The sequence below is a fragment of the Streptomyces sp. 2131.1 genome (assembly GCF_900105515.1).
GTDB lineage: Bacteria > Actinomycetota > Actinomycetes > Streptomycetales > Streptomycetaceae > Streptomyces > Streptomyces drozdowiczii.
In genome coordinates this window covers 6,902,819-6,929,350 of sequence record NZ_FNSY01000001.1, presented here as the reverse complement: position 1 = coordinate 6,929,350, position 26,532 = coordinate 6,902,819, and the positions used below count along the sequence as shown (strand labels likewise).

Annotated in this window: 25 protein-coding genes; 13 read left to right on the top strand and 12 right to left on the bottom strand. The window is 71.4% G+C overall.

Features of this window, described 5'->3' with window-relative positions; all coding sequences use genetic code 11:
• Positions 1-92 precede the first annotated feature (92 nt).
• Entirely contained in the window at positions 93-1,382 is a 1,290-nt protein-coding gene (locus BLW14_RS30800; RefSeq protein WP_177154153.1) for an HAD family hydrolase, read from the top strand.
• Between the two features lie 57 nt (positions 1,383-1,439).
• The gene (locus BLW14_RS30795; protein WP_093710384.1) at positions 1,440-1,979 is read left to right on the top strand and encodes an O-acetyl-ADP-ribose deacetylase; all 540 of its coding nucleotides are present in this window, start codon (positions 1,440-1,442) and stop codon (positions 1,977-1,979) included.
• A 48-nt stretch (positions 1,980-2,027) separates the two neighbouring features.
• Here BLW14_RS30795 and BLW14_RS30790 read toward each other — a convergent pair whose 3' ends face one another.
• Both BLW14_RS30790 and BLW14_RS30785 read right to left on the bottom strand, forming a co-directional pair.
• Positions 2,028-2,408: a hypothetical protein gene (locus BLW14_RS30790; RefSeq protein ID WP_093710383.1), complete on the bottom strand. Its 381-nt coding sequence runs from the start codon at positions 2,406-2,408 to the stop codon at positions 2,028-2,030.
• A gap of 215 nt (positions 2,409-2,623) precedes the next feature.
• Positions 2,624-3,223: a TetR/AcrR family transcriptional regulator gene (locus tag BLW14_RS30785; protein WP_093710382.1), complete on the bottom strand. Its 600-nt coding sequence runs from the start codon at positions 3,221-3,223 to the stop codon at positions 2,624-2,626.
• Between the two features lie 109 nt (positions 3,224-3,332).
• Here BLW14_RS30785 and BLW14_RS30780 point away from each other — a divergent pair, with 109 nt between their 5' ends.
• Complete coding sequence (locus tag BLW14_RS30780; protein WP_093710381.1) at positions 3,333-3,905, top strand: hypothetical protein; 573 nt, start codon at positions 3,333-3,335, stop codon at positions 3,903-3,905.
• Positions 3,906-3,972: 67 nt separating this feature from the next.
• Here BLW14_RS30780 and BLW14_RS34665 read toward each other — a convergent pair whose 3' ends face one another.
• Genes BLW14_RS34665 through BLW14_RS30765 form a run of 3 tightly spaced genes read right to left on the bottom strand, consistent with a single transcriptional unit; the run spans position 3,973 to position 5,987 of the window.
• Positions 3,973-4,110, bottom strand: a complete 138-nt coding sequence (locus tag BLW14_RS34665; RefSeq protein ID WP_177153850.1) for a hypothetical protein — start codon at positions 4,108-4,110, stop codon at positions 3,973-3,975.
• Between the two features lie 12 nt (positions 4,111-4,122).
• Positions 4,123-5,031: a serine hydrolase gene (locus BLW14_RS30770; protein ID WP_093710380.1), complete on the bottom strand. Its 909-nt coding sequence runs from the start codon at positions 5,029-5,031 to the stop codon at positions 4,123-4,125.
• Positions 5,028-5,987, bottom strand: coding sequence for a LysR family transcriptional regulator (locus BLW14_RS30765; protein WP_093710902.1), 960 nt, complete (start codon positions 5,985-5,987; stop codon positions 5,028-5,030). The genes BLW14_RS30770 and BLW14_RS30765 overlap by 4 nt, the downstream gene beginning before the upstream one ends.
• Positions 5,988-6,072: 85 nt before the next feature.
• Between BLW14_RS30765 and BLW14_RS30760 the strand changes: the two genes are divergently transcribed.
• The gene (locus BLW14_RS30760) at positions 6,073-7,698 is read left to right on the top strand and encodes a penicillin-binding transpeptidase domain-containing protein (protein WP_093710379.1); all 1,626 of its coding nucleotides are present in this window, start codon (positions 6,073-6,075) and stop codon (positions 7,696-7,698) included.
• Positions 7,699-7,789: 91 nt separating this feature from the next.
• On the opposite strand, the gene BLW14_RS30755 is transcribed toward BLW14_RS30760, so the two are convergent.
• Entirely contained in the window at positions 7,790-8,290 is a 501-nt protein-coding gene (locus tag BLW14_RS30755; RefSeq protein ID WP_177154152.1) for a carboxymuconolactone decarboxylase family protein, read from the bottom strand.
• Positions 8,291-8,337: 47 nt separating this feature from the next.
• On the opposite strand from BLW14_RS30755, the gene BLW14_RS30750 reads away from it, so the two are divergent.
• Positions 8,338-9,801: a MocR-like pyridoxine biosynthesis transcription factor PdxR gene (locus tag BLW14_RS30750; protein ID WP_093710377.1), complete on the top strand. Its 1,464-nt coding sequence runs from the start codon at positions 8,338-8,340 to the stop codon at positions 9,799-9,801.
• A gap of 25 nt (positions 9,802-9,826) precedes the next feature.
• Here the strand turns inward: BLW14_RS30750 and BLW14_RS30745 are convergent, their stop codons facing one another.
• Both BLW14_RS30745 and BLW14_RS30740 read right to left on the bottom strand, forming a co-directional pair.
• A complete protein-coding gene (locus BLW14_RS30745; protein WP_093710376.1) occupies positions 9,827-10,138 on the bottom strand; it encodes an STAS domain-containing protein in 312 nt (103 codons plus the stop codon).
• Between the two features lie 355 nt (positions 10,139-10,493).
• Entirely contained in the window at positions 10,494-10,754 is a 261-nt protein-coding gene (locus BLW14_RS30740) for a hypothetical protein (protein WP_018524341.1), read from the bottom strand.
• 210 nt (positions 10,755-10,964) lie between these two features.
• Between BLW14_RS30740 and BLW14_RS30735 the strand changes: the two genes are divergently transcribed.
• Together BLW14_RS30735 and BLW14_RS30730 are read left to right on the top strand one after the other, a co-directional pair.
• Complete coding sequence (locus BLW14_RS30735; protein WP_093710375.1) at positions 10,965-12,026, top strand: ATP-binding protein; 1,062 nt, start codon at positions 10,965-10,967, stop codon at positions 12,024-12,026.
• Complete coding sequence (locus tag BLW14_RS30730) at positions 12,023-13,852, top strand: vWA domain-containing protein (RefSeq protein ID WP_093710374.1); 1,830 nt, start codon at positions 12,023-12,025, stop codon at positions 13,850-13,852. The genes BLW14_RS30735 and BLW14_RS30730 overlap by 4 nt, the downstream gene beginning before the upstream one ends.
• A gap of 37 nt (positions 13,853-13,889) precedes the next feature.
• On the opposite strand, the gene BLW14_RS30725 is transcribed toward BLW14_RS30730, so the two are convergent.
• The 4 genes from BLW14_RS30725 to BLW14_RS30710 all read right to left on the bottom strand — a co-directional run bounded on the left by BLW14_RS30725 (position 13,890) and on the right by BLW14_RS30710 (position 16,584).
• Complete coding sequence (locus BLW14_RS30725) at positions 13,890-14,273, bottom strand: hypothetical protein (protein WP_093710373.1); 384 nt, start codon at positions 14,271-14,273, stop codon at positions 13,890-13,892.
• A gap of 70 nt (positions 14,274-14,343) precedes the next feature.
• Positions 14,344-14,877, bottom strand: a complete 534-nt coding sequence (locus tag BLW14_RS30720) for a DUF7822 domain-containing protein (protein WP_093710372.1) — start codon at positions 14,875-14,877, stop codon at positions 14,344-14,346.
• Positions 14,878-14,973: 96 nt separating this feature from the next.
• A complete protein-coding gene (locus BLW14_RS30715) occupies positions 14,974-15,396 on the bottom strand; it encodes a hypothetical protein (protein WP_093710371.1) in 423 nt (140 codons plus the stop codon).
• Positions 15,397-15,549: 153 nt separating this feature from the next.
• Complete coding sequence (locus BLW14_RS30710) at positions 15,550-16,584, bottom strand: LacI family DNA-binding transcriptional regulator (RefSeq protein WP_093710370.1); 1,035 nt, start codon at positions 16,582-16,584, stop codon at positions 15,550-15,552.
• 365 nt (positions 16,585-16,949) lie between these two features.
• Between BLW14_RS30710 and BLW14_RS30705 the strand changes: the two genes are divergently transcribed.
• Genes BLW14_RS30705 through BLW14_RS30680 form a run of 6 tightly spaced genes read left to right on the top strand, consistent with a single transcriptional unit; the run spans position 16,950 to position 26,501 of the window.
• Positions 16,950-18,236, top strand: a complete 1,287-nt coding sequence (locus BLW14_RS30705) for an ABC transporter substrate-binding protein (RefSeq protein WP_093710369.1) — start codon at positions 16,950-16,952, stop codon at positions 18,234-18,236.
• An 8-nt stretch (positions 18,237-18,244) separates the two neighbouring features.
• Positions 18,245-19,162, top strand: a complete 918-nt coding sequence (locus BLW14_RS30700; RefSeq protein WP_093710368.1) for a carbohydrate ABC transporter permease — start codon at positions 18,245-18,247, stop codon at positions 19,160-19,162.
• Positions 19,159-20,019, top strand: a complete 861-nt coding sequence (locus BLW14_RS30695; RefSeq protein ID WP_093710367.1) for a carbohydrate ABC transporter permease — start codon at positions 19,159-19,161, stop codon at positions 20,017-20,019. The genes BLW14_RS30700 and BLW14_RS30695 overlap by 4 nt, the downstream gene beginning before the upstream one ends.
• Before the next feature lie 46 nt (positions 20,020-20,065).
• Complete coding sequence (locus BLW14_RS30690; RefSeq protein WP_093710366.1) at positions 20,066-21,322, top strand: glycoside hydrolase 5 family protein; 1,257 nt, start codon at positions 20,066-20,068, stop codon at positions 21,320-21,322.
• A gap of 55 nt (positions 21,323-21,377) precedes the next feature.
• Positions 21,378-23,444 (top strand): endo-beta-N-acetylglucosaminidase, encoded by a 2,067-nt coding sequence (locus tag BLW14_RS30685; protein ID WP_093710365.1) that lies wholly within the window; start codon positions 21,378-21,380, stop codon positions 23,442-23,444.
• Between the two features lie 39 nt (positions 23,445-23,483).
• Positions 23,484-26,501 (top strand): alpha-mannosidase, encoded by a 3,018-nt coding sequence (locus BLW14_RS30680; RefSeq protein ID WP_093710364.1) that lies wholly within the window; start codon positions 23,484-23,486, stop codon positions 26,499-26,501.
• Positions 26,502-26,532: the final 31 nt, after the last annotated feature.

Below are 26,532 nucleotides of genomic sequence, written 5' to 3'. Positions count from 1 at the left end.
GACAGCGGGAGCTGAGTGGCCATCAGTTGGGTTTCGCGGATGGGAGCGTGCCCCCTCTACATCACCGAAACATTGATGTACGGTCCACTCGCATGCGCACCCGACTTGTTCTCGCGTGGACCTCGGCCGTGACGGCCGCAATCGCAGTCGCGGCCGCTACCGGCCCCGTGGCGGCCGCACCGGCCGGTCACGCGTCCGTGACACCGGCGGCCCGCTGCCCTCAGCTCTCCGACGACCTCCCCTGGTACGGCGACAACCGGGCCCGGCTCCAGCGCGTGATCGACGAGCGCGGCACCTGCCACGGCAGAGGTGGACCGCGTCCGGTCGCTGCGTTCGACTGGGACAACACCATCACCAAGAACGATGTCACCGACGCCACCATCAGCTGGTCCCTGCGGCACGACAGGATCCTTCGGCCGGCCAGCTGGAAGGACACCAGCAAATGGCTGACCGGCACGGCGGACAAGGCGCTCACCGAGGCATGCGGAACCGATGTGAAGGTGGGGGCGCCGCTGCCCACTTCCACGAATGCGCGCTGCGCCGACGAGATCCTCCAGATCCGTGAGGACGGCAGCACGATGAGCGGCGCGGCCGCCTTCGCGGGGAAGTGGAACCACCGGCGTACCGTGCCGCAGTACGCCTGGGTGCCGCAGCTGTTCGCCGGGCACACCGTCGCCGAACTGCGCGCGTACACCGAGGCCGCCCGCGCGGAGGCCCTCGCCGCGCCCATCGGCGCGACGCGTACCGTCGGCACCCACGTGCTTCCCGCATACGTCCGGTACTACGAACAGCAACGCGACCTCGTGCGGACGCTCCAGAAGGCCGGGTTCGACGTCTGGATCGTCTCGGCGGGTTCCGAGCCGGTGACCGAGGTGTGGTCGCGCGGCATCGGCATCGACCGCGCGCACACCGTCGCCATCCGGTCCGTGCTCGACGGCAGGGGCCGCATCACGACCAGCAACGAGGGCTGCGGCGGCGTCGGCGTCACCAGGGGCGAGGCCATCCCGTACATCGACGGCAAGCGTTGCTGGATCAACCAGGAGATCTACGGGATCAAGGGCCGGGCCGCCTGGAACCAGCAGGCACCCCACCGGCGGATCACGATCGGCGGCGGTGACGCCGACACCGACGTCACGTTCGTCGGCGATGCCACGGGCGCGCACCTCGTGCTCAACCGCAACAAGAACGAGCTGATGTGCCGTGCCTACGACAACTCCGACGGCCGCTGGGTCGTGAACCCCATGTTCATCGAGCCTCTCCCCCGCCGGGCAACGGCCTACCCCTGCGCCACCGCCGCCTACACCGAACCCGACGGCACACTCGGTCCCGTGCGGCGTGGCGACGGCAGCGTCGTACCGGACCAGCAGGACAGGGTCTACTGACGCGGGGCCGGCCGCGGCTGCGGTGTGGACTGCCGTCGGCCACGGCATGATGGGCGCATGAGCACACCCTCCGCCGTTGCGGTCACCCTTGTGCGGGGGGACATCACGCAGCAGTCCGTCGATGCCATCGTCAATGCCGCGAACTCCTCCCTGCTCGGGGGCGGAGGAGTGGACGGCGCGATCCACCGCCGGGGCGGCCCCGAAATCCTGGCAGCGTGCCGCGAGTTGCGCGCCTCGCAGTACGGCAAGGGGCTGCGCACGGGCCAAGCCGTCGCCACGACGGCCGGAAGGCTCGACGCACGATGGGTCGTACACACGGTCGGCCCGGTGTGGAGCCGCACCGAGGATCGTACGGCCCTCCTGGAGTCCTGCTACCGCGAGGCCCTGCGGGTGGCGGCCGAGCTGGGCGCGCGGACCGTCGCCTTCCCCGCCATCTCCACGGGGATCTACGGCTGGCCGATGGACGACGGGGCCCGAACCGCCGTACGCACCGTGCTGGCGGAGGCCGCAGCGCCCGTCGAGGAAGTGCGGTTCGTCCTCTTCGACGCAGACGCGCACCGGGAGTTCGAGAGGGCTCTGACCGCGGCCCGGAACTGACGCCGGGGTGCCGGCCGCCGTGAGCCCGTGGACTGCGGCGTACGGCGATCAGGTGTCCACGTCGCCGTCCGTGGGGCGGTGGCGACGCTGTTTGAGTTCGGCTTCGTGGATGTGGTCACGGCCCTGGGCAAGGTCGTGGACCAAGCGGTGTTCGAGGTCGGCGAAGCGCTGGTAGTACGTCCGGTTGTAGGCCTCGATGATCTGGAAGGTCCAGTGGCCCGGGATGACGTTGCGCCCGAGAACCTCGCGCTCCAGCAGGTCCGCCTCCGTACCGTGGCCGGCTTCACGCAGCAGGCGTACCGCGTCGCCGACCTGGAAGTCTGCGGTGCCCGTCAACTGGTGGAACTCGTAGAGCGCGCCCCGAGCCCGCTCCGTCGTCTCCAGCGCCTTCGACAGCATCCCCAACGCCTCGACGGTCTTGTCGCTCATGCCCTCGGGACGTCGATGTGCGGCGTCCGGGACGTCCTTGTGTTCATCGCTCACACGTAGACCTTTGCCCGGGTTCCGCGCTTCCTACCAGCCGGGCGGGCATACGGGAAGCGCCCGGCACACGGCACCTCCGCGCGGAACCGGCCGGTCCGTCGTTCGGAAGTCGGGACCGGGTGTGGTTGGACCGGGTCGGGTGAGTCCGGTTTCGGTGTCGGTCAGGTGGCCGCGTTCGCTGCGGTGCGGTCCTGCAGGAGTCCTTCGATGCCCTCCAGGAACGTCTCGGTGATCAGCCCGGGGTCGGCGAGGCACCCTGCGGCCATGGCCCCGTCCCGCAGCATGGCGAAGTGCCGCCCCGCGGCCTCGGCGGGGGCATCCCCGACCTGTGCCAGCAGGCCGGTGACGGTGTCGAGGAACCACTGCCGGTGTGCGAGAACCGCCTGGTGGATCGGGTGCGCGGGGTCGGGGTACTCGGCGGCCGCGTTGAGGAAGGCGCAACCGCGGAAGCCGTCCGACCGGATGCCCTCGGCGATGGCGCGGCCGACCGCCCGCACCTTGCCGTCCGGGGTCCGGGCGCTCTCCTGGGCGGCCGACAGCTGGGCTCTGATGCCCTGGTCCGCCTGGTCGAGGTAGGCGAGGACGAGGTCCTCCTTGCCGCTGAAGTGGCGGTACAGCGTGGCCCGGGTCACCTGCGCCTCCGCGATGATCCGGTCGATGCCGACGGAGTGGATCCCCTCGGCATAGAAGATCCTCACCGCGGTCCCGAGCAGCCGCGCCCGGGCCTCGGACGTGCTGCCCTCTTTCGTCTTCCGGCTCATGGCTTCCATCGTACATCCGAGGGAGAACGTTCGGTCTTGACAGGGTGGCCGTAGCGCTCGACGATAAGGAGACCGAACGTTCTCCCCCTTCCAGGAAGGCGGCTCCGCCATGGACACCGTCATCATCAAGCCCGCTCCCTCCACACCGGCGTCCTTCTCGGCACCCCTGCGCAAGCTGTACTTCCTGCGGTTCGCGTTCGCCGCCGCCTGGGCGGCCCTGCTCTTCGCGACGGCCGACACGCTGGGGCCGCTCAGCGGGACGCTGCTGGTTCTCTATCCGCTCTTCGACGCGGCCTGTGCGGTGGTCGATCTGCGGTCGACCCGGGCGACCGGCGGCGCGGCCGCGAGGCTGTGGGTGAACGTCGGGCTCAGCGCCCTCACCGGCGTCGCCCTGGGGGTCGCGCTCGCCTCCGGCATTCCGGCCGTCCTGCGCGTCTGGGGCGTCTGGGCCGTCACGGCGGGCATCGCGCAGCTCGCCGTGGCCCTGGTGCGGCGCCGTACGGGCGGGCAGTGGCCGATGATCGCGAGCGGGGCCATCTCCACCCTCGCCGGCACGAGTTTCTTCCTTCAGGCCGGCAAGGACGGGGCGAACCTCACCAATCTGGCCGGGTACGCCTTTCTCGGCGGCGTCTTCTTCCTCGCGTCCGCACTGCGTCTCGGATCCGCGAACCGGAACGACTGATTCGCGTAGGGGCGCAGGTAACCCCGTGGTCGGTCCTGTCCTGGCTACTCCTCGGGCTCCCAGGCGATCAGTCGAACAGCGTCCACTCGGGGCACGACGGCACCGGCGCGCCGAGGCCGGGCGCGGCTGCGACCGCGCTCCGGAACGCGGCCGACCGCTCCTCGATCAGTCGCAGCAGGGCGGAATACTCAAAACCGCCTGTCACACCGCTTGGCTATCACCCCGGCTCAGCCGACCGCATCCCCTTTTGGGTCCGCCGCTCGCGCAGCGCGTCGACGGCGATGCGGGCCGCGGTGCCGATCACCGCGTCGGCGGCGGGCACGATCGCGGCGGTGCTGAGGGTGCGGGTGAACACGGCGACGGCGTACTGGCCGCCGTCGGGGTACTCGACGACGCCGACCTCGCCGCGCAGGGTGGGCAGCGACCCCGTCTTGCCGGCCACGTGCACGTCGTCGAAGGGGAAGCCGGAGGCCAGGCGGTGCGGCCACACCTGCAACGCCATCAGCCGCCTCATCGCGTCACCGTTCTCCGGGGTGCACACCTCGTCGCGCCAGATCGCGGCGAGGAGCCGGGTGAGTTCGCGCGGGGTGCTGCGGTTGCCCCATGCCGGGTCGAGCGCGCGGAGGCGGGCGACGACGTGCGGGTCGGCGAGTGCCTGGGCGCCGCCGGGCCCCGCGTCCTGCTTGACACTGGCCATCATCTCGCCGAAGGAGTGGGTGACGGTCGTCCGGGAGAGGCCGAGGCGTGCGGCCGTACGGTTCACGGCGTCGAGACCGACGCGGTCCAGGAGCAGGTCGGCGGCGGCGTTGTCGCTGACGGCCATCATCAGGTACGCGAGGTCGCGCAGCGAGAGCCTGGCGACGTCCAGCATGGCCGCGAGGCCGGTCGGGCCCGCGGGGCGTCCGAGCGGCGGGCAGTCGATCTGCTCGGTGAGGTCGAGGTCACCGGCGGCGGCCCGCTCGTGCAGTGTCACGAGCAGCGGCAGCTTGTGGATGCTGGCGGTGCACACCAACTCGTCCCCGTATAGATCGAGTTCGGCTCCGGAGCCAATGTCGAGGGCGTGTATCCGGCCGGTGACCCCGGCGTCGGTGAAGGCGGTGCGAAGCGCGGTGAGGGTGTCGGTCATAGCCAGTACTCCGCTGCGGGGCGCAGATACGTCGGACGGGTGGGGGTGTCGGGACGGGCGTCGGCCGTGGTGCGCAGGGCGTGCGCGGCGGCGTCGGCGAAGGCGCGTACCGCGGCGTCACCGTGTCCTCGTGGCCATGCGGCGGAGTGCCGCCAGGCCAGCGGGGCGCCGGCGAGGGGGCGCCACACCAGGCCGGGGGGTGTGGTGTCGTCCGCGGTGTCGCGCGGTGCGAGGGCTACGGCCGCGGCGGAGAGCACGAGTCCGCGGACGAAGCTGGCGCCTCTGCCGTGCCGGACGGCGGGTGGTGTGTAGCCGCCGCGCGCGCAGGTGGTGAGCAGGTCGTCGTAGAGGGCGGGCGATCCGGCGCGGGGGAAGAGCACCAGGTCGTGTTCGGCGAGCGCCGCGAGCGGTACTTCGGTGTGCTGAGCGGCGGGGGCGTCGCGGGGCAGCAGGACGCCGAGGTCGCGGCGGAGCACCGGCCCGAGTTCCAGGCCGGTGACGTCGCAGGGGTGGTGTACGAGCCCGACGTCGAGCCCTTGGGACGCGAACCGTTCGAGTTGCTCGGCGGTGGAGAGCTCATGGAGCTCCAGCTCCACGGTGGCGCAGTTGGCCCGGAACTCGCTCAGCAGGGCGGCGACGGTGGTGCCCGCGATGTCGGGTGGCAGTGCCGCCCGGAGGAGTCCGCTCTCGCCGTCGCGGATACGGAGGGCGGCGGCGCGCAGAGTTCCGGCGCGGGCGAGGACCTCGCGCGCCTCGGGCAGCAGCAGTGTGCCGGCCTTGGTGAGGACGACCTGTCGGCTGGTCCGGTCGAACAGCCGCACCTCCAGCTCCCGCTCCAGCCGCTGGATGCGCTGGGACAGGGGCGGCTGGGCCATGTTCAGACGGGTCGCCGCACGGCCGAAGTGTGACTCTTCTGCAACAGCGACAAAGCATTCCAAGTGCCGGATCAGGTCCACGACCAGCAACCATATCTCTTCTTGATGGATGTTCCATCCATATACGACTTGGACATGCGGTGAGGGATCTTGGTCTCCTCGCGGCATGACACACACTTCTGTCCGGGAAAGAAACACACGTACCCCGCTCAAGGCCGTCACCGCCGCGGCCGTCATCCTCGCCGTCGTCGCGGGCGGTGCGTACGCCGCGAAGCTCGGCCCCTTCGAACACGGTTCCGACGCTCCCGACCCGGCCGCCGCCACGCAGGCGCGCGCCTTCCTCGGGGACTGGTCGGCCGGGCGCTACGACGGTGCGGCGGCGCGTACCACCGCCCCGGCCAGAGCCCAGGATGTGCTGCGCAGTTTCACCTCGGGCCTGGACATCGAGAGACCGCGCCTGACCGCGGGTTCGGCGGAGCGCGGGGACGACGGCACCGTAAGGGTCCCGTTCACCGCGAAGATGCCCGTGAAGGGGCTGGGCACCTGGACGTACACCTCCCGGGTCCCTCTGCGTGAGGAGGAGAGCGGAACCTGGAAGGTCGACTGGGCCCTGGAGCTGGTGCATCCGCACTTGAGCGACAAGGCGAAGTTCCGGCTGGAGCGGGAGGAAACCAGCCCGCCGGAGGTCGCCGACCGGAACGGGAAGTCACTCGTCGGCAAGGAGTATCCGTCCTTGCAGCCGTTGCTGGCACGGATGGCCGGCGGAGACGGGAAGCCGCGCGGCGCGATCCGGCTCGTCGACCGGGTCACCGGTGACACCGAAGGCACGGAGGCCACGTTCGGACAGCGAGCGGACAAGGGCGGCAAGGCGGGCAAGGAGGCGACGAGGACCACGCTGGACGCGGCGTGGCAGGCCGCCGCCGATCAGGCGCTCGACGCCGAGGCCGGCGGCCGGAACGCCTCGCTGGTCGCCCTGCGCATCGACAACGGCGAGATCCTCGCCCTGGCCAACTCCCCCGCCACCGGCTTCAACCGGGCCGCCTCGGGGACGTACGCCCCCGGCTCCACCTGGAAGATCGTCACGAGCAGCGCGCTGCTGCTGAAGAACGCCGTGACCCCGGACACCGTCGTGGACTGCCCCAAGTACCTGACCGTGGGCAAGGAGTTCCACAACGTGGAGACGTCTGAGTTCCACGGCGCCACGTTCCAGAAGGACTTCATGGAGTCGTGCAACACCGCGTTCATCAGCCTGCGCGGCAAGCTCGGCGACGCGGAGACGGGCGATGTGGCGCGCAAGTACTTCGGCGTCGGCCAGGAGTGGCACGTGGGCATCCCCTCGTACGACGGGTCGGTGCCCGTGCCGAAGGACGAGACGGAGAAGGCGGCGGCCATGATCGGGCAGGGCCGCATCCAGGCGAACCCGCTGATCATGGCCTCGGTCACCGCCACCGCGGCTTCCGGCCGTTTCCACCAGCCGACGGTCCTCCCCGGCACCGGGGACACGACTTCCACCACGCCGCTCCCCCGGTCCGTGGTCGACCAGTTGAAGACGATGATGCGGGCCACCGTGACGGAGGGGACCGCGCACGTCCTGGCCGATTTGCCCGGGGACATCGGGGCGAAGACCGGCACGGCGGAGGTCTCGGAGGACGAGCCCAACAACGGCTGGCTGGTGGCCCGCCGCGGCAATGTCGCCGTGGCCTGCGTGGTCGAGCAGGGCGTCACGGGCGGTGGCTCGGCCGGGCCGATCCTGCACCGTCTGCTGTCCGCCGTCCCCGGCGATCCGTCCTAGCACCTGATAGCGGTGATCTCCCGCAACAGCTCGCGAGCCCGCTCGCGGAACTGCTCCGCCCCCGTGACGTCCGGCTCGGCGGGACCGGCCGTCAGTGGGCGGCCCTCTCGTCCTGGCCCGCGACCTTCGCGGTGCTCAGGGCGATGCGGTTCCAGGTGTTGATGGCGAAGACCAGGGCGAGCACGCGCCCCAGTTCCTGCTCGTCGAAGTGGCGGCCGGCCTCGGCATACACGTCGTCGGGGACACCGTCGCGGGACACGAGAGTGACGGCCTCCGTCAGGGCCAGCGCCGCCTGCTCCTTCTCCGTGAAGAAGTTTCGGGCTTCGCGCCACACGCCGACCATGTGCAGCCGGGCCTCGTCCTCACCGGCCCTGCGGGCGTCGGAGGTGTGCATGTGGAGGCAGTACGCGCAGCCGTTGAGGAGCGAGGCCCTGATCTGGATCAGTTCGACCAGGGCCGGGTCGAGCCCTTCGCGGGCGGCGGCGTCGAAACCGATGAGCGCCTTGAACGCTTTGGGGGCGGCCTTGGCGAAGTTCAGGCGCGGGGCCCGGTCCTGGGAGGCGGCCTGGAAGGTGTGCGTGGTGTGCGTCATGACCACGAATCTACGGGCGTGAAAGACCTCGGATAAGGTGCATTTCCATGGCGGATTCATGGGTCAATTCGGCGCAGCGCGCGGGCAGCGACCTGCATCTGGACCTGTCGGGACCCGGCAGCCGCCGTGCTGTTCTCATTCGCGCGCTGCGGGATGCCGTACGCGAGGGCCGGCTCCCGCCGGGAACACGGCTGCCGGCCTACCGTTCGCTCGCCGCCGACCTGGGCCTCGCCCGCAACACCGTCGCCGACGCGTACGCGGAACTGGTCGCCGAGGGCTGGCTGGCCGCACGCCAGGGGTCGGGTACGCGGGTGGCCGAGCGGGTCTCACCGCCCAGGCCCGTCCGCCGGTCCCCCACCGCTCCGGTACGGTCGGCGGCACCCACGTACGATCTGCGCCAGGGCACTCCGGAGACCGCCTCCTTCCCGCGCACGGGCTGGCTCGCGTCCGCCCGGCGTGCGCTGAACACCGCGCCGGACGACGCCTTCGGGCCCGGCGATCCGCGTGGCCGCATCGAGCTGCGGCGCGCTCTCAGCGACTACCTGACGCGCGCTCGCGGGGTGCGCGTGACGCCCGAGCGGATCGTGGTGTGCTCGGGGTTCGCGCACGCCCTGCGCCTGCTGTTCGGAGGCTCGCCCGGCGGCGGCGCGGGTCCTCTGCGCGGCCCGGTCGGCGTGGAGGCGTACGGGCTTCCCTTCCACAGGAAAATCCTGGAGGGCTCCGGGGCGCGGACCGTGCCGCTCGACCTGGACGAAGGGGGCGCCCGTGTCGAGCAGTTGGCCGATGAACCGCGGGTACGCAGCGTTCTGCTCACGCCCGCGCACCAGTTCCCCACCGGCGGACCGCTCGCAGCCGTGCGGCGGGCCGCGGTCATCGACTGGGCCCGAGCGCACGACGCCCTGGTCCTCGAAGACGACTACGACGGGGAGTTCCGCTACGACCGCGTGCCCGTCGGCGCGTTGCAGGGGCTCGACCCCGAGCGGGTGGTCCACCTCGGTTCGGTCAGCAAGAGCCTGTCCCCCGCCGTGCGCCTCGGGTGGATGGTGCTGCCCGCACACCTCGTCGACGGCGTCCTGGCGGCCAAGGGCGAGCGGGAGGCGTGGGCGGGCGTCCCCGACCAGCTCACCCTCGCCGACTTCATCGAATCCGGACGGTACGACCGTCACGTACGCCGGATGCGGCAGCGCTACCGGCACCGGCGCGACCAACTCGTCACTGCTCTCGCCGACAGGGCGCCGCACGTCACCGCCACCGGCATCGCCGCCGGTCTGCACGCGGTGCTCCGGCTCCCTTCCGGAACGGAGGCGTCCGTGGTGAAGGCCGCGTCCTGGCAGGGACTGGCGGTGGACGGGCTGTCGGGGTTCCGGCATCCCGGGGCCCTCATGCCGGCCGCCGACGGTCTGGTGGTCGGGTACTCGACCCCGTCGGAGCGCGCCTACGGGGCCGCCGTCGACGCTCTGATCAGCTGCCTGCCACCGTCCGACGCGCTGCCGGAGGGGCCTTCCCGTTGACCGGGTGAGCAGAACCGTACGCGGCTCAGGTCCCGGCGGGTGAAGCGGGCAGGCCCTCGAAGGTGCCGGGGTTGATGTCGGCGGCGAGGAGCAGCAGTCGCAGCGGCTGGGGCCGCAGTCCGGTGACCGTTGCCCTGCGCTGCGCGGTGGCGGGGAGCAGGAGGTGGAGGCCGGAGACGTCCATGAAGGGTGTGTCGTGGAGGTCCCACTGCACGTCGGTCACGTGCGGCGGAAGCGCGTCGGCTGCGGCGCGCAGCGGGGCGAGGGCGTCGGAGTCGATGTCTCCGCGCGGGGTGATGCGTGCGGACGTACCGGTGACGGCGGTGGTGATGTCCATTGCGGGCGCGCCCCCTTCCGGGGGTTGTCGAGCCCAAAGGCGAAGCACCCCCTGGTGAGGGGCCGCGACGATGGCAGGGGGCCGGATGCCCGGGATGGGGGCAACGCCCGGCTTCCCTAAAGACCGTCACCCGTGGCGGGCTTGGCGGTCGGTCTCGTTGTCAGCCCACCGTCGCACACTTGCACCCCATCCGGCGAGGCCCGCCGCCTTCGACCGCCATCACGGGCACCTTCGGCCCCGTGCGTCTCCGGAGTGGGCGGCGCGGATGCCGGGCGACCGCGGAACGGAGTTCGGGACTCCTACGGACAACCGGGTGCCGGGCGGCAGTGTCCGGCCGCCGCCCGGCGGTTCCCGTTCAGACGGATTGCGGGTGTCCGCCGTCGCCCTCGACCACGAGTCGGTCGGTCCCGGGATCCTCTGCTCCCTCGACCACGGTCACGTCGATCTCCCCGTCGCCGGTGGTGTCGAACTGGTAGAGATCGGCTTTGCCGTCACCGGTCGTGTCCGTCATCCAGACGTCCGGTTTCCCGTCCCCGTTGGTGTCGGCGCTGAGAACGACATGATGCTCGTCCCCCTGCGTAGGAACCACTTCCGCGTTGCCCTCGTTGACGTCCATGAACGGCGGTTGCCCCTGCGGCACGTTCCGAAACCGAGGTGATACGGCGGCGGCGCCAGGGCCTGGCGGCTGCGGCCGCGCCGGCGGCGTTCTCGGAGGGGGCACGATGGTCCTCCTCGCGGCGCGGGCGGTGAAATTCGGCTGCGTGCGCCCTGGGCGCTCCACATACTGGCGGTCTCCGACTTCCAGAATCCGAAGGAACGTTCCCGCGTGCAGGCTGCCGTCACCGTCTCCCCCGCTCAGATCCCCGAGCTGCTGCTCGGTCTCGCCACCGTGCGGCCCGTGTTCCTGTGGGGAGCGCCCGGGATCGGCAAGTCGTCGCTCGTGCGGAAGTTCGCCGAGTCCCTGGGGCTGGAGTGCGTCAGCCTGCTCGGGACCCAGCTCGCGCCGGAGGATCTCATCGGGGTGCCCCAGATCCGGGACGGGCGGTCCGTGTTCTGCCCGCCCGAGTCCATCGCCCGGGACGAGCCGTACTGCCTGTTCCTCGACGAGCTCAACGCGGCGGCCCCCGACGTGCAGAAGGCCTTCTACTCGCTGATCCTGGACCGGCGCATCGGGTCGTACGAGCTGCCCGCCGGATCCATCGTCATCGGGGCCGGCAACCGTGCCACGGACAACGCGCTGGCCCGCCCGATCGCCTCCGCCCTGGTCAACCGCCTCACCCATGTCCACCTCCGGGCCTCGGCGGCGGACTGGCTGGTGTGGGCGGGCGAGAACGGTGTCCACCCGTGGGTGACGGACTACCTCGTGGACCGCCCCGACCACCTGTGGTCGCAGCCGCCCAAGACCGAGGAGCCGTTCTCCACGCCCCGCTCCTGGCACATGCTCTCGGACGCGTTGCACTCCTTCGGGCCGGAGATCGACGAGGAGACGCTGAAGGTCGTGGTGCACGGCACGCTGACACCCGCTCATGCCGTCTCCTTCTGCGGGTACGCGAAGATCGTCCGCCATGCGTTCGGCATCGAGGCGATCCTCAAGGGCGATGCCTCCTGGCCGGGGCGGCCCGAGGACCGCGACCTGCTCTACTACCTGGCCGACGCGTTCCGGGGACGCCTGGTCAAGGAGCTGCCCCGGCAGAAGGAGCACGTCTCGCCGTCGCTGCGGCAGACCGCGTACCGGGCCAGATCGCTGCTCGTACAGCTCGCCGAGATCTCGGTCGAGGTCGCGCAGACCGTCATCGCGGACGACGCCGACGGGCTGCCGGTGCTGCCCGCGTGGTTCCTCGTGGACGCCGCGCGGGACATGCCCCGGCTGGTCGAGGCCCGGCGGTGAAGGGGGCCGGCGGACGCCGGGGGGGCGGCAAGGGCGGGAAGAGCACGGCCGACCCGGCCACCGAGGCCTTCGCCGCCGGGCTCGCGCTCGTCAAGCGCAACCCGGCGTTCGCGGCCGTGGAGGCGTCAGTGTGCCGCCAGGACAAGTGCGCGCTGACCCCGGCCGGAGGCATGGCTGCCGTCACCTCGAACGGCACCATCCACGTACACCCCACCAGACGGGCCGATCCGGCGGAGTGGGCGTGGGTGCTGGCCCACTGCCTGCTGCATCTCGGTTTCGGCCATGTGCCCGCGTCGGCGGACGAAGCGCGCGTGCAGCCCGACCGCTTCGACCTCGCGGCACGCTGTACGGTCGTCAACCGCTTCCTGCTCACCCACCCGGTCGGCACGCCGCCCGCCGCCCTGCCGGAGTCCTTCCCGGGCGGCGACGAGGAACTGCTCGCCGCCCGGTGGCGGCGTGACGGCATCCCCGTCACCTTCGAACACTGCGGCACCGCGGGCGAGCATCCCGACCAGGTCCTCACCACCTGGAACGCCTGGAACAACTCAGCGGTCCCGGACTGGGAGACCGCCTTCGCGCACGCGCTGACCCGCAGTGTGTCCGCCGCGATGGACGTGGCCGGCGGCCGCCGCGACCGGGTCACCGGAGAACTCGCGCCCCAGCGGCCCTGGGACCGCGCGCTGAACTGGTTCGTCTCCTCCTATCCGCTGCTGGGCGGGCTCGCCGCGGGCCTGAAGATCGTGGCCGACGCCGAACTGGCTCGGACGCAGGGCATCGCCGTCGCGGCGGTCAGCCCGGTCGCGGGCGAGATCTACATCAACCCGTTGTGCGGGTTCACCGACGAGGAATGGCGCTTCGTCCTCGCGCACGAGATGCTGCACGCCGCGCTGCGGCACGGCGAACGCCGAGGCGGCCGTGACCCGTTCCTCTTCAACGTCGCCGCCGACTACGTCGTCAACGACTGGCTCGTCCAGATGCGCGTCGGCGACATGCCCGAAGGGCTGCTGTACGACCCGCACCTGCGGGGTCTGTCCGCCGAGGAGGTGTACGACCGCATCGCGCACGACCTGCGCCGCCGCCGCAGGCTCGCGACGCTGCGGGGCAAGGGCGCCGGGGACATCCTCGGTGAGCCGGTGCCGCATGCCGGTACCCGGCCGTACACGGACCTGGACGAGTTCTACCGGCGCGGGCTGACGCAGGGCTTCGACCTGCACCAGTACGGGGAGCGCGGCCTCCTGCCCGCAGGGCTGATCCAGGAGATCCGCGCCCTGTCGCACCCGCCCGTGCCGTGGGACGCGCGGCTGGCCCGCTGGTTCGACGAGTACGTCCCCCGGCCGGAGCCCGTACGCTCCTACGCGCGCCCGGCACGGCGGCAGGCCTCGACCCCCCACATCCCGCGTGCGGGACGGTACTTCCCGCCCCAGGAGACGGCCCGCTGCACCTTCGGCGTCGTCCTGGACACCTCCGGCTCCATGAACAGCACCTTGCTCGGCAAGGCACTCGGCGCCATCGCCTCGTACGCCGAAGCGCGTGACGTACCCGCGGCACGCGTCGTCTTCTGCGACGCCGCCCCCTACGACGCCGGCTACCTGCCGCCCGCCGAAATCGCCGGCCGGGTGCGGATACGCGGACGCGGCGGCACCGAACTCCAGCCCGGCGTGGACCTGTTGCAACGGGCGGACGACTTCCCGCCGGGTGCGCCGGTCCTCGTCATCACCGACGGCTGGTGCGACGTCCTGCGGATCCGGCGAGAGCACGCCTACCTCGTCCCGCAGGGCGCGTCACTGCCGTTCACCCCGCGCGGCCCGGTGTTCCGGCTGGCCTGACCGCCCGGCGGTGGGCGCCCCTGCTCGGCAAGCGCGATCATGCCTGTCGACGATGACGTGCGAGGGCGGCGGCGGCCGGCACCCCCGCGAGGACGCCGGCGGCGGCCCAGAACACGAACTTGGCGTCCGGCCCGTTGACCGTCCGCAGCTCACCGTCGTCGTGGCGGCAGAACGAGTCGGGCGGGAAGTACTGCGAGACGGGCTCGGCGTCGGCGCCGTGGCAGGGCGACGTATCGGGGAACAGGAACGGCTGCGCGCGCTGCGAGAGCGCCCAGCCGGAGAACAGCGTCAGCCACCCGGCGAGTACGAACACGGCCAGCATCCAGCCGGGGATCCTCGCTCGCCGCCCCAGCCGCCAGACCAGGGAGGTCGGCAGGGCGAAGACGACGAACGCGGCGGACAGCGCTGTAAGAGCCTCCATAAGGCCGCGACCATACATGTCACCGGCCGGACACACCGCGTACGTCGCGAGGGGGCCGGCCGGCGTGCGGTCAGCCGGGGAAGGAGAAGTAGAGCGCCTCGCTGTAGAAGGACGCGAAGTGGCTCTGCCAGTCGGCACGCAGGGAGGTCAGCCACGCCTCGTTCCGTCCGGCCAGCGCCGCTTCGGCCCGGGCCACGGTGCCGGGGATGTCGTCGGCCACCAGGCGCCGCACGCTCGCCACCGGATCGTCGCCGTCCATCGAGATGATCTCGCCGGTCTCGAGGATGAAGTACGCCGCCTGCTGCTTGTCGAGGTGGGCCGTGGTCCTGGCCACGCACTCGGCGAACTCGGCGTCCCCCTCCAGGCCCTTGCCGACCGCGTCCAGGACGCCACGGAGCAGGGCCGCCCCGCCGGCGTAGTCCGCGGCGATCCCGATGCGGGGGTTCCAGATCATGGACGGGACGATCGTCGTCCCGCGCCCCACCAGGAGCTTGTGCGCAAGCGGAATGTCCCAGTTGTGCTCGGATATGCACCGGATCCGCTTGGGAATCTCCGCCTCGTCCGGCATCGAGTCGGCGGAATAGAGATACGAACGATTTGCCATGGCGGCGACGCTAACACCGAGGGCCGACAACACCGTTCCCTGCGGGCCTCGGCCCAGCCGAGCGAGTCCCCCGGCCGCCGTGAGGTCCCACACGGGTCAGTCGTCCAGCATCGCCGCTCCGTATCCGACCGGCGCCGACAGGAACAGGAACAGCCAGTCGCGGTCCTGGGCCTCCACCTTGAACACGCGCGCCATCTCACCCGTGTTGTTGCTGAAGACGTGCCAGGCGTCGCCGAAGTCGCCTCCGTACGGAGCGACGGCGAGCAGGCAGAGGCCGAGGAGCGTGCCCAGGTAGGCGCCCAGCGGAGCGGCCAAGGCGCAGACCACGGCGACCGTCTGGCTGTTCTTGCTGTAGGTTCCGGCGACGAGCCCGGTGACACCGGACACCAGTAACGCGCCCCAAGTCATCAGGTCTTCCTGGTCCTTGACCACATAGGCCCAGCCCACGGACAGGCAGACCGTCATGCCGAGTGCGATCAGGACGCCTGTGCCCTCGTCGTCGTTGCCCGACTCGCTCATCCCGTCCCCCTTCGAGATGCGGATGCCTCCGCGACCCGGGGCCTCCGTCCACCTACGAGGAGAGACAGAGCCCCGGGGTTGAGCGGTTCCCCGTACGCGCCCGTCCGACACGCGACGGCACGGGCGGACGACCCGGATCCGGCCACCACCGGCTCAGGCCCCCGGCAGCACGTCCTGCTGTACGGGCGCCGTGCTGCCGCGTTCGATGAGGTCGGGCAGGGGCATCCGGACGGTGCGGGGCGGGCCGCCGTCGAGGAGTGCGGTGAGTTCGCGTGCCGCGAGCCGGCCGAAGGCGACCGGGTCCCGGGAGAGCGCGGTCAGCCACGGGGCGGTCAGCCTGCACAGCGCGGAGTCCTCCCAGGACACCACCGACACATCGCCCGGAACCCGGACCCCCAGTCCGGTCGCCACGGCCACCCCGGCCGCCGCCATCACGTCGTTGTCGTAGATCAGCGCGGTCGGCGGGTCGTCCCGCTCCAGGACCCGGCGGGTCGCGGCGGCGCCCTCGGTGTCGGAGTAGTCCGTGGTCACCGAGTGCGCCCCGGTCAGGCCGCGCCGGTCGGCCTCCAGGCGCAGGGAGCGGATGCGGCGGTCGGTGTGCGCGAGTGAGGGCAGGCCGGCGATGTGCACGATGCGGCGGTGCCCCAGCTCGTGCAGGCGGTCCACGATGGCCGCCATCGCCCCGGCGTCGTCGGCGCGGACCTGGGAGAGGCCGGGGTGGGGGCCGGTGTCGGTACCGGGGAGGGCGCCGATGACGACGCCGGGCAGGCCGAGTTCGTCGAGGAGGGCGACGCGGGGGTCGTCCGTGCGGGGGTCCACGACGAGCAGTCCGTCGACGCGATGTTCGGCCCACCAGCGCCGGTAGACCCCGCACTCGTCCGCCACGTCGTCCACCACCTGGAAGAGCAGGCCGAGATGACGCTCGGACAGCACCTCCTGGATGCCGGAGATCAGCTGGAGGAAGAATGAGTCCACGCCGAGGTTGGCCGCCGGACGGGCCACGACGAGGCCGACGGTGGCCGAGCCCTCCCCGGACAGGGCGCGGGCGGCGGCGCTCGGGCGCCAGCCCAGCTGTTCGGCGACGCGGCGCACCCGGGCGCGGGTGATCTCGGAGACGCCCGGCCGGTCGTTGAGCGCGAAGGAGACGGCGCTCTCCGAGACTCCGGCCCGCTGGGCGATGTCCTTCATGGTCGGCCTCTTCGGAGCCACCCGTGCCTCACTTCCTGCCTTGCCCGGGGTACTGACGGGCCGTCGGGCCCGCTCGCCCCGGGAGCATCGTAGAGCTTCCCCCACTGCTTGGTCGAGCGAGAGCGGCCGGGCTACTAATGCGCTTGATCCCAAGGCACCTAAAGCGCATTAGTAAGCGCCCGTCAATAGCGTCGCTCAACGCTCTGACCTGCACGTATACCGTGAGTGTAGATAATTTTCCGTCGAATGTATTGACTTCAAGCGCCAGTGCAATGCAGGGTCTGTCGGGCGAACGCGGCCCACCGGGTCAGGGACTCCGGGGGCCTCCGTCCGCGCGCCTGGTCCGAGCAAAGGAGCCGTTCACCGTGCACATCCCCCGCAGAGCAGTCGCCGCTGCCGCCGTCCTCGCCACCGTCCTGCCGCTGAGCGCGTGCGGCGGGGGATCCGGCGCGGACTCGTCCGACGCCTCGGGCAAGGTCGAAGGGAAGATCACCTTCCAGACCTGGAACCTCCAGGCGAACTTCAAGGACTACTTCAACGGCGTGATCGCGGACTTCGAGAAGAAGTACCCGGGCACCGAGGTCAAGTGGGTCGACCGCCCCGGCGAGGGCTACGCGGACAAGATCAGCGCGGACGCGGCCGGCGGCACCCTGCCCGACGTCGTCAACGTCTCGCCGGACCTGGTGGCCCCGCTGGCCAAGGCCGGCCTCGCCCTCGACCTCGACAAGGCCGCGCCGAAGTACCGCAAGGAGTACCTGGACGGCGCCTGGAAGAGCCACCAGATACCCGGCACGGAGGGCACGTACGCCTTCCCCTGGTACCTCAACACCGGCCCGATGTTCTACAACAAGCGCCTGTTCAAGGACGCCGGACTCGACCCGCAGAAGCCGCCGACCACCTACGACGAGGTCTTCGCGGACGGTCTGAAGCTGGCCGAGAAGAGCCACGGCAAGGTCGCCACCCTCGCGAACGTCCCCACCATCGAGGACTTCGGCCGGTACGGCGGTCAGCTGATGAACAAGGAGGGCACGGGCTTCGCCTTCAACGACGCGAAGGGTGTCGAGCTCCTCACGCACTACAAGGAGCTGTACGACGCCAAGGGGCTCGACTCCCAGGCGCTGACCGCGACCCCCGAGTCCTCGGGCCACAAGTTCCTCACCGAGTCCGTGGCGATGAACCCGGGCAGCGCGCTGGACCTGGCCAACTTCAAGAAGCAGGCCCCGAGCCTCTACAAGAACATCGGGATCACCGACCAGGTCAGCAGCACCGGCAAGGCCAACATGTACGTCATGGGCGTCATGGTGAACGCGCAGTCCAAGCGCAAGCCCGCCGCCGTGGCCTTCGCCCACTACGTGACCGACGCGACCCGCCAGATGGAGTTCGCCAAGCAGGTCGCCATCTTCCCGAGCACCGCCGGCTCGCTCGACGACCCGTACTTCACCAAGGAGGACGGGACGGACGTGACCCGGGTCCGCGTCGCCGCCGCGAAGTCCTTGAAGACGGCCGTCAACTACACCCCGGTGCTGTTCAGCGAGCAGATGAAGACCGAGCTGCGCAACCAGATCGCCAAGGCACTCCAAGGGAAGCAGAGCCCCAAGGAAGCTCTTGACAACGCTGTCAAGGCGTGTGACCGGCTGTTGCAGCAGAGCTGAGCCCTCTCGTGAAATCCCCCTCCCCCACCACTGCGGCGGGCCGGCCCTCCGGCCGGATCCGCCGCCATCTGCCCCTCAGCCCCTGGCTGTTCGCCGCGCCCGGTCTGATCGTGGTCGGCGCCTTCAGCCTCTACCCGTTCTTCAGCACGCTGGTGAACTCCTTCACCGACCGGCGCACGCTGGTCCCCGGCTCGTTCGTCGGCCTGGCTAACTTCCGGGAGCTGCTGCACGACGAGATGTTCTGGACCGGCCTGCGCAACAGCGTGCTGTACGTCGTCGGCGTGGTCCCCGCACTCGTCATCCTGCCGCTGCTGCTGGCGATGCTCGTCCAGCGGCACATCCCCGGCATCACCTTCTTCCGGTCGGCGTTCTACACCCCGGTCGTCGCGTCCATCGTGGTCGTCGGCCTGATCTGGGTGTGGATGCTGGACGACCGCGGGCTGGTCAACGCGGTCCTGGAGGCCGTCGGCATCGGCAAGGTCGGCTTCCTGAGCGACCAGTGGCTGCTCCTGGGCAGCGCGATGACGGTCACGGTCTGGAAGGGCCTCGGCTACTACATGATCATCTACCTGGCCGCACTCGCCAACGTACCGAGGGAACTCCACGAGGCCGCGTCGGTGGACGGCGCGGGAGTCGTACGCCGCTTCTTCACGGTGACCGTGCCCGCCATCCGCTCCACGATGGTGCTGGTCGCGGCCCTCTCCTCGGTCTCCGCCTTCAAGGTGTTCTCCGAGGTCTACCTGATGGCCGGCCCCTCCGGCGGACCGGCGGGCGAGGACACCACCCTGGTGATGCTCGTCCAGCGGGTCGGCACCGGGCTGAGCGGGCGGGTCGGTTACGCCTCCGCCATCTCGGTCGTCATCTTCGTCGTCACCGTCGGCCTGATGCTGCTGGTGCTGCGCGCCGACCGCAAGGAGGACGCGTGAGCTTCCTGAAGACCACCGACGCCGAGGGCCGGCGCGTCCCCGGCTGGCAGCTGGTGCTGCGGTACGTGCTGCTGCTGGCGGTCCTGGCCCTGACCGTCGGGCCGTTCCTGTGGCAGCTGTCGACCTCGCTGAAGGGCCCGAACGAGGACATCTTCAGCTCCCCGCCGAAGTTCTTCCCCAGCGATCCGACCCTGGACAACTACAGCCGGGTCGCCGAAACGATCCCGGTCTGGGACTACGCCCTGAACTCGCTCAAGGTCGCCTCCGCCAACGTGGTCACCAACTGCGTCGGCTCGGCGCTCGCCGGGTACGCCCTGGCGAGGCTCCGCTACCGGGGGCGCAGGGCCGCGACGCTGACGTTCATCCTCGCGATGCTCGTACCCGTGGAGGGCATCATCATCGCCCAGTTCACCACCATGCGGGACCTGGGGCTGAACAACACCCTGCTCGGTGTGCTGCTGCCCGGGTCGGTCGGCGCGATGAACGTCCTGCTGATGCGCAACGCGTTCCTGAACCTCCCCGTGGAGATCGAGGAGGCGGCGTTCGTGGACGGCGCCAACGTCTGGCAGCGCTTCCTGCGGATCGCGCTGCCCTCCGTCAGGGGCACCCTCGCCGTCGTCGCGATCTTCGCCTTCATGGGCTCCTGGGACGACTTCCTGTGGCCGCTGATCGTCCTCAGCGACCCGGAGAACTTCACCCTGACCATCGGCCTGAACTACCTGCACGGCACCTTCGCCAACGACGAACGGCTCGTCGCGGCGGGCACGATCATCGCCGTGCTCCCGCTCATCATCCTCTTCGCGGGGCTGCAGCGTTTCTTCTTCCGGGGTGTCGGCGAAGGCGCCGTCAAGGGCTGACCCCGGCCGCCCCCTCGCACCACTAGAACCAGGACTCCCGTTCCGTATGAGCACCTCCTCCCCCTTGCGTTTCGGCGCCAACTACACGCCCAGCCAGGGCTGGTTCCACCACTGGCTGGACTTCGACCTCGACGCCGTGCGCGCCGACCTGGACTCGATCGCCGGCCTCGGGCTCGACCACATCCGGGTCTTCCCGCTCTGGCCCCTCTTCCAGCCCAACCGCACCCTGATCCGCCCGCGCGCCGTCGAGCAGCTCGTCCAGCTCGCCGACGCCGCCGCCGAACGCGGTCTCGACGTCAACGTGGACGGGCTCCAGGGTCACCTGTCCAGCTTCGACTTCCTGCCCGCCTGGACCGGTACGTGGCACCGGCGCAACCTCTTCACGGACCCGGACGTCCTCTCCGGGCAGGCCGAGTACCTGCGCACCCTGGCCGCCGCCCTCGCCGACCGGCCGAACTTCATCGGGATGACCCTGGGCAACGAGATCAACCAGTTCTCCGGCGACCCGCACCCCGACCCGGACCGCATCACACCCGAGCAGGCCGACGCCTGGCTGACCCGGATGCTGGCGGCCTGCGAGGAGGGGGCGCCCGGCAAGCTCCACCTGCACGCGGAGTACGACGCCGCCTGGTACCAGGACGGCCACGCCTTCACCCCGGCGCAGGCCGCGCGCAGGGGCGCCGTCACCGCCGTGCACTCCTGGGTCTTCAACGGCACCGCCCAGCGCCACGGCCGGACCGGCACGGCCACCGAGCACCACGCCGCCTACCTCATCGAACTCTCCAAGGCGTGGGCGCTCGACCCGCACCGGCCGGTCTGGCTCCAGGAGGTCGGCGCGCCCGCCCCGCTGATCCCCGCCGAGCACGCCGCCGCGTTCACCCAGGCGACCGTGGCCAATGCCCTGGACTGCGAGGACGTGTGGGGCGTCACCTGGTGGTGCTCCCACGACGTGTCGCGCTCGCTGGCCGACTTCCCGGAGCTGGAGTACAGCCTCGGGCTGCTGACCAACGACCGCCGGGTCAAACCGGCGGGCCTGACCATCGCCCGCATCGTCGAGGAGTGGCGAGGGCGCACTCACCGGCCCGCGCCCCGGACCACGGCGCTCGTCGTCGACACCGGGGACGACGAGACCGCGCCCCGCCGCTCCGTCTGCGCCCCCGGCGGCGCGGTCTTCGAGGCGTTCGCCCGGCTCACCGCCGACGGCGTCCGCTCCACCACCGTCCTGGCGAGCAGGGCCTCCGACCGGGACCACCTGGCCGCCCGTGGCATCACGAAGGTCGTCACGCCCGAAGAGGTCCATTGACCCCCCGTCACCCCGCACCGCACCGGAATCGAACCCGCACGATACGGAGCACACCATGGCCCAGTCCCCACGACGCCCGTCCGCACCCTCCCGCCGCACCGTGGTCCTCGCCGGAGCCGGAACCGCCGCCGCTCTGCTCACCCCCGGCCTGGCCACGACCGCCCACGCCGCCGCACCTGCCGCGAAGCAGCCCTGCGCCTCGTACTGGTTTCCCGACTCGCTGCCCGCCGGCACGCCCGGTGACGGCATCATCTGGCGCAGCCTGAAGGCGTGGCGTCCCGAAGCCGACCCGGACCTGCCGTTCAACACCGCGTCCGTGCCGCTCGCCGACCGCTTCACCCCGGTCCCGGCCAACACCACGGCCCGGACCGACCAGGCGCGGATCACCTCGCTGGTGGCCTTCGGGAACACCGCGGGCAACCCGTCACAGGGCTCGGCCACCGCCGACTACTACGCCCTGAACCACTGGGCATACATCGACGAGCTGGTCTTCTGGGGCGGCTCGGCCGGTGAGGGCCTGATCCTGGCGCCGAACGCGCCGGTCGTCGACGCGGCCCACCGGCACGGTGTCCCCGTCCTCGGGACCGTGTTCCTGCCGCCCGTGCACCACGGCGGCGACCTCCGGTGGACCCGGGACCTCGTGCAGCGCGACGCGGCCGGGCGCTTCCCGCTGGCCGCGAAGTTGGTTCAGGCGGCCGTCGCGCACGGCTTCGACGGCTGGTTCCTCAACGCCGAGACCGAGGGCGGGGACGCCGCGCTCGGCGCCGAGATGCTCGCCTTCGTCACCGAGCTCCGGGCGCGCAGCGAAGCGGCGGGGCTGCGCATCACCTGGTACGACGCGATGACGTTGAAGGGCGAGGTCGGCTGGCAGGGCGCGCTCAACGCCGAGAACACCGCGCTGTTCCGGGAGGCGGACTCGATGTTCGTGGACTTCCGCTGGACGCCCGAGTCGCTCGCCTCCTCCGCCGCGAACGCCGAGGCCGCCGGCCGCAGCCGGTACGCCCTGTGGGCGGGCGTCGATGTCGAGTCGACCGGCTGGAACGCCTCCGTCGACTGGGACGCGATCATTCCCGCCGACCGGCCGCACACAGTCGGCTACGGCTTCTACCGGCCGGAGTGGACCCGCAGCCACCTCCCGGAGGACCGTACGCCCGCTCAGTTCCACGCCGCCGACCAGCGGTTCTGGACCGGGCGGTCCCTGGACCCGGCCCGGCCGGACCGTACGGACAGCTGGCGCGCGCCCGCGACGGCGGTGGCCGACCGCTCAACCGTGGACCGGCTGCCGTTCGCCACCGCCTTCAACACCGGCCACGGCCTGCGCTGGTACGAGAACGGCCGGGTCTCCTCGGACGCGGAGTGGAACCACCTCGGGGTGCAGGACCGGCTGCCGGGCCGCCGCTGGGTCGTCCGCACCGAGGGCCGGTGCCCGTCCGTGGGCTTCGACTTCGCGGACGCCTGGCGCGGGGGCAGCAGCCTCCTGGTCGCCGGGGAGTTGGACGCCCCGGTCACCGTCGAGCTCCACCGCACCCGGCTGCCGCTGTCCCGGCGCACGGTCGTGGAGCTGACCCACCGCGCCGACGCGGGGTCGGGCCCGGTCACCGTCGAGCTGGCCGTTGCCCTGCACGAGCCGGACCGGCCGGGCGACCCGGTCGCGTACACCTACGTCCCGGCAGGCGAACTCCGGGCGGGCGGCGGCGGATGGACCACCTCCACGCTGCGGCTGAACTCCCTCTCCGGTAAGGCCGGTACGGTCCACGCGCTCGGGGTGCGCCTCACGGCGGCCGGCCCGGTGCGCTGGCGGCTCGGTGCCCTGGCCGTACGGGACCGGACCGAGACGCCCGCCGCGCCGGCCGGGCTGCGCGTCACCGGAGCGTCCCGGGGCGCCGACGGCACGGACCTGCGCCTGCGCTGGCACCGCTCCCCCGGCTCACCGCGCCACTACGAGCTGCACCGTGTCCTGCCCGACGGCAGCCGGCGCTTCCTGGGCGCCACCGCGTCCACCGCGTTCTTCGTGCCCGGTCTGCGCCGGGAACCGGGTGAGAAGGCCGCTCGTTTCCAGGTCAGGGCTGTTGGCGAGCTGTACACGACCTCCGGCACCGCCTCCACCGCGCACCGCTGGTAACCCCCCACCCGACCCACCCACTCACAACGGAGCCCCCTCATGCACGACGACCGCAGCCTGGTCGAAGCCCGTCTCAAGCGCGTCCTCGACGAGCGCATCCGGCCCGCCGTATACCCGGAGTCCGTCCCGCTGGACGTCGCCGTGTGGAACGCGCCGGGCGAACCCGTCCCCGTCGCCGATGGCCTGGCCGGTCCCACCGAACCGATCGCGGTCGGCGACCGGTGGGGCGCTCCGTGGGGCACCTCCTGGTTCAAGGTCTCCGGCACGGTGCCGGCGGCGTGGGCGGGCCGGACCGTGGAGGCGCTGCTCGACCTCGGCTTCGACGAGAACATGCCGGGCTTCCAGTGCGAGGGCCTGGTCTACCGCCCTGACGGCTCCCCGGTGAAGGGCCTCAACCCGCGCAACCAGTGGGTGCGGGTGGGCGCCCCGGTGGCGGGCGGCGAGGAGGTGCTGCTGCACGTCGAGGCGGCGTCCAACCCGGTGATCCTCGACTACCACCCCTTCCTGCCGACGCAGTTGGGTGACAAGGAGACCGCCGGCAGCGAGCCGCAGTACACGCTGGCCCGGATGGACCTCGCCATCTTCGACGAGGACGTGTGGAACCTGGTCCAGGACCTGGAGGTGCTGGGCGAGCTGATGCAGGAGCTGCCCGTGGAGGGCGCGCGTCGCTGGGACGTCCTGCGCGCGGTCGGCCGCGCGCTGGACGCGGTCGACCTCCAGGACGTGGGCGGGACGGCCGCCGCCGCCCGGGCGGAGCTGGCCGAGGTCCTCGCGACGCCCGCCGCGCCCTCCGCTCACCGCATCAGCGCGGTCGGCCACGCCCACATCGACTCCGCCTGGCTGTGGCCGCTGCGCGAGACGGTCCGCAAGGTGGCCCGTACGACGTCCAACATGACCGCCCTCCTGGAGGACGAGCCGGACTTCGTCTTCGCGATGTCGCAGGCCCAGCAGTTCGCCTGGATCAAGGAGCACCGCCCCGAGGTCTACGCGAAGGTCAAGGCGGCCGTGGCCGAGGGCCGGTTCGTACCGTCCGGCGGCATGTGGGTCGAGTCCGACACGAACATGCCGGGCTCCGAGGCGATGGCCCGGCAGTTCGTCCACGGCAAGCGGTTCTTCCTCGACGAGTTCGGCATCGAGAACGACGAGGCATGGCTGCCCGACACTTTCGGGTTCGCGGCCGGGCTGCCCCAGATCATCAAGGCCGCGGGCTCAAAGTGGCTGCTCACGCAGAAGATCTCGTGGAGCCAGACCAACAAGTTCCCGCACCACACCTTCAACTGGGAGGGCATCGACGGCACTCGGATCTTCACGCATTTCCCGCCCGTCGACACGTACAACTGCTCGATGAAGGGCAGCGAGATCGCCCACGCGGCGACGAACTTCAAGGACAAGGGCGTCGCGCAGCACTCGCTGGCGCCGACCGGCTGGGGCGACGGGGGCGGTGGCACCACCCGCGAGATGATCGCCAAGGCATCCCGGCTGCGGAGCCTGGAGGGCTCGGCGACGGTGACGTGGGAGGCCCCCGCGGAGTTCTTCACCAAGGCCGAGGCCGAGTACGCCAACCCTCCGGTCTGGGTCGGCGAGCTCTACCTGGAGCTGCACCGCGCGACGCTGACCAGCCAGGCGAAGACGAAGCAGGGCAACCGCCGCAGCGAGCACCTGCTCCGCGAGGCGGAGCTGTGGGCCGCCACCGCCGCCGTCCGGACCGGATTCGCCTACCCGTACGAGCAGCTGGACCGGATCTGGAAGACGGTGCTGCTGCACCAGTTCCACGACATCCTGCCCGGCTCGTCGATCGCCTGGGTGCACCGTGAGGCCGAGAAGACGTACGCGGCCGTCGCAGAGGAGCTGACCGGCATCATCGACGCCGCTCAGCGCGCGCTCGCCGGTGACCCGGCGGGCGGCCTGGCCCTCGCGTTCAACGCCGCGCCGCACGCCCGCGGCGGCGTCCTCGCCGGAGCGGCGGCCACCGCACCGACGCCCGGGACCACCCGGTCCACCCCCCGCGAGGGCGGCGGCCATGTGCTCGACAACGGCCTGCTCCGGGTGGAGATCGACGGGCGGGGCCTGGTCGTCTCGGCGTACGACATCGCCGCGGACCGTGAGACAGTGGCGCCGGGCGCGGCCGCGAACCTGCTCCAGATCCACCCCGACTTCCCGAACATGTGGGACGCGTGGGACGTGGACGCGTTCTACCGCAACACGGTCACGGACCTGACGGACGTGGACGAGCTGGCCCCGGTGGAGCACGGCGTGCGGATCGTCCGCAGTTTCGGGGACTCGAAGGTGACCCAGCTGCTCACGCTGGAGCCGGGCGCCAAGCGGCTCGACATCGACACCGAGGTCGACTGGCACGAGACGGAGAAGTTCCTGAAGGCCGCGTTCCCGCTGGACGTGCACGCCGAGCGGTACGCCTCCGAGACGCAGTTCGGGCACTTCTACCGGCCCACCCACACGAACACCAGCTGGGAGGCCGCCAAGTTCGAGGCGTGCAACCACCGCTTCGTGCACCTGGAGGAGCCGGGCTGGGGCGTCGCCCTCGTCAACGACTCGACGTACGGGCACGACGTGACCCGCACCGTCCGGGACGCGGACGCGGGGACGACCACCACCGTGCGGGTCTCGCTGCTGCGCGCGCCGCGCTTCCCCGACCCGGAGACCGACCAGGGCGTGCACCGCTTCCGGCACGCGCTGGTGCCCGGAGCGGCGATCGGCGACGCGGTCCGCGAGGGGTTCCGCGTGAACCTGCCGGAGCGCCGGGTCGCCGGTGAGCGCGAGGTGGCTCCGCTGGTGGGCGTCGACAACGACGCGGTCGTGGTCAGCGCGGTCAAGCTGGCGGACGACGGGAGCGGCGACGTCGTCGTGCGGCTCTACGAGTCGACGGGCGGCCGTGCGAAGGTGAACCTGGCCACCGGTTTCCGGGCCGCGGGCGTCGTGGCGACGGACCTGCTGGAGCGGCCGCTGACCGATGCCCCGGTGCCCGAGAGCGACGGGGAGGGCGTGCGGTTGTCCCTGCGCCCCTTCGAGCTGGTGACGCTGCGGCTGACGACGGGCTGACCCCGGGGCCGGTCGCATGACGGGCCGCCGC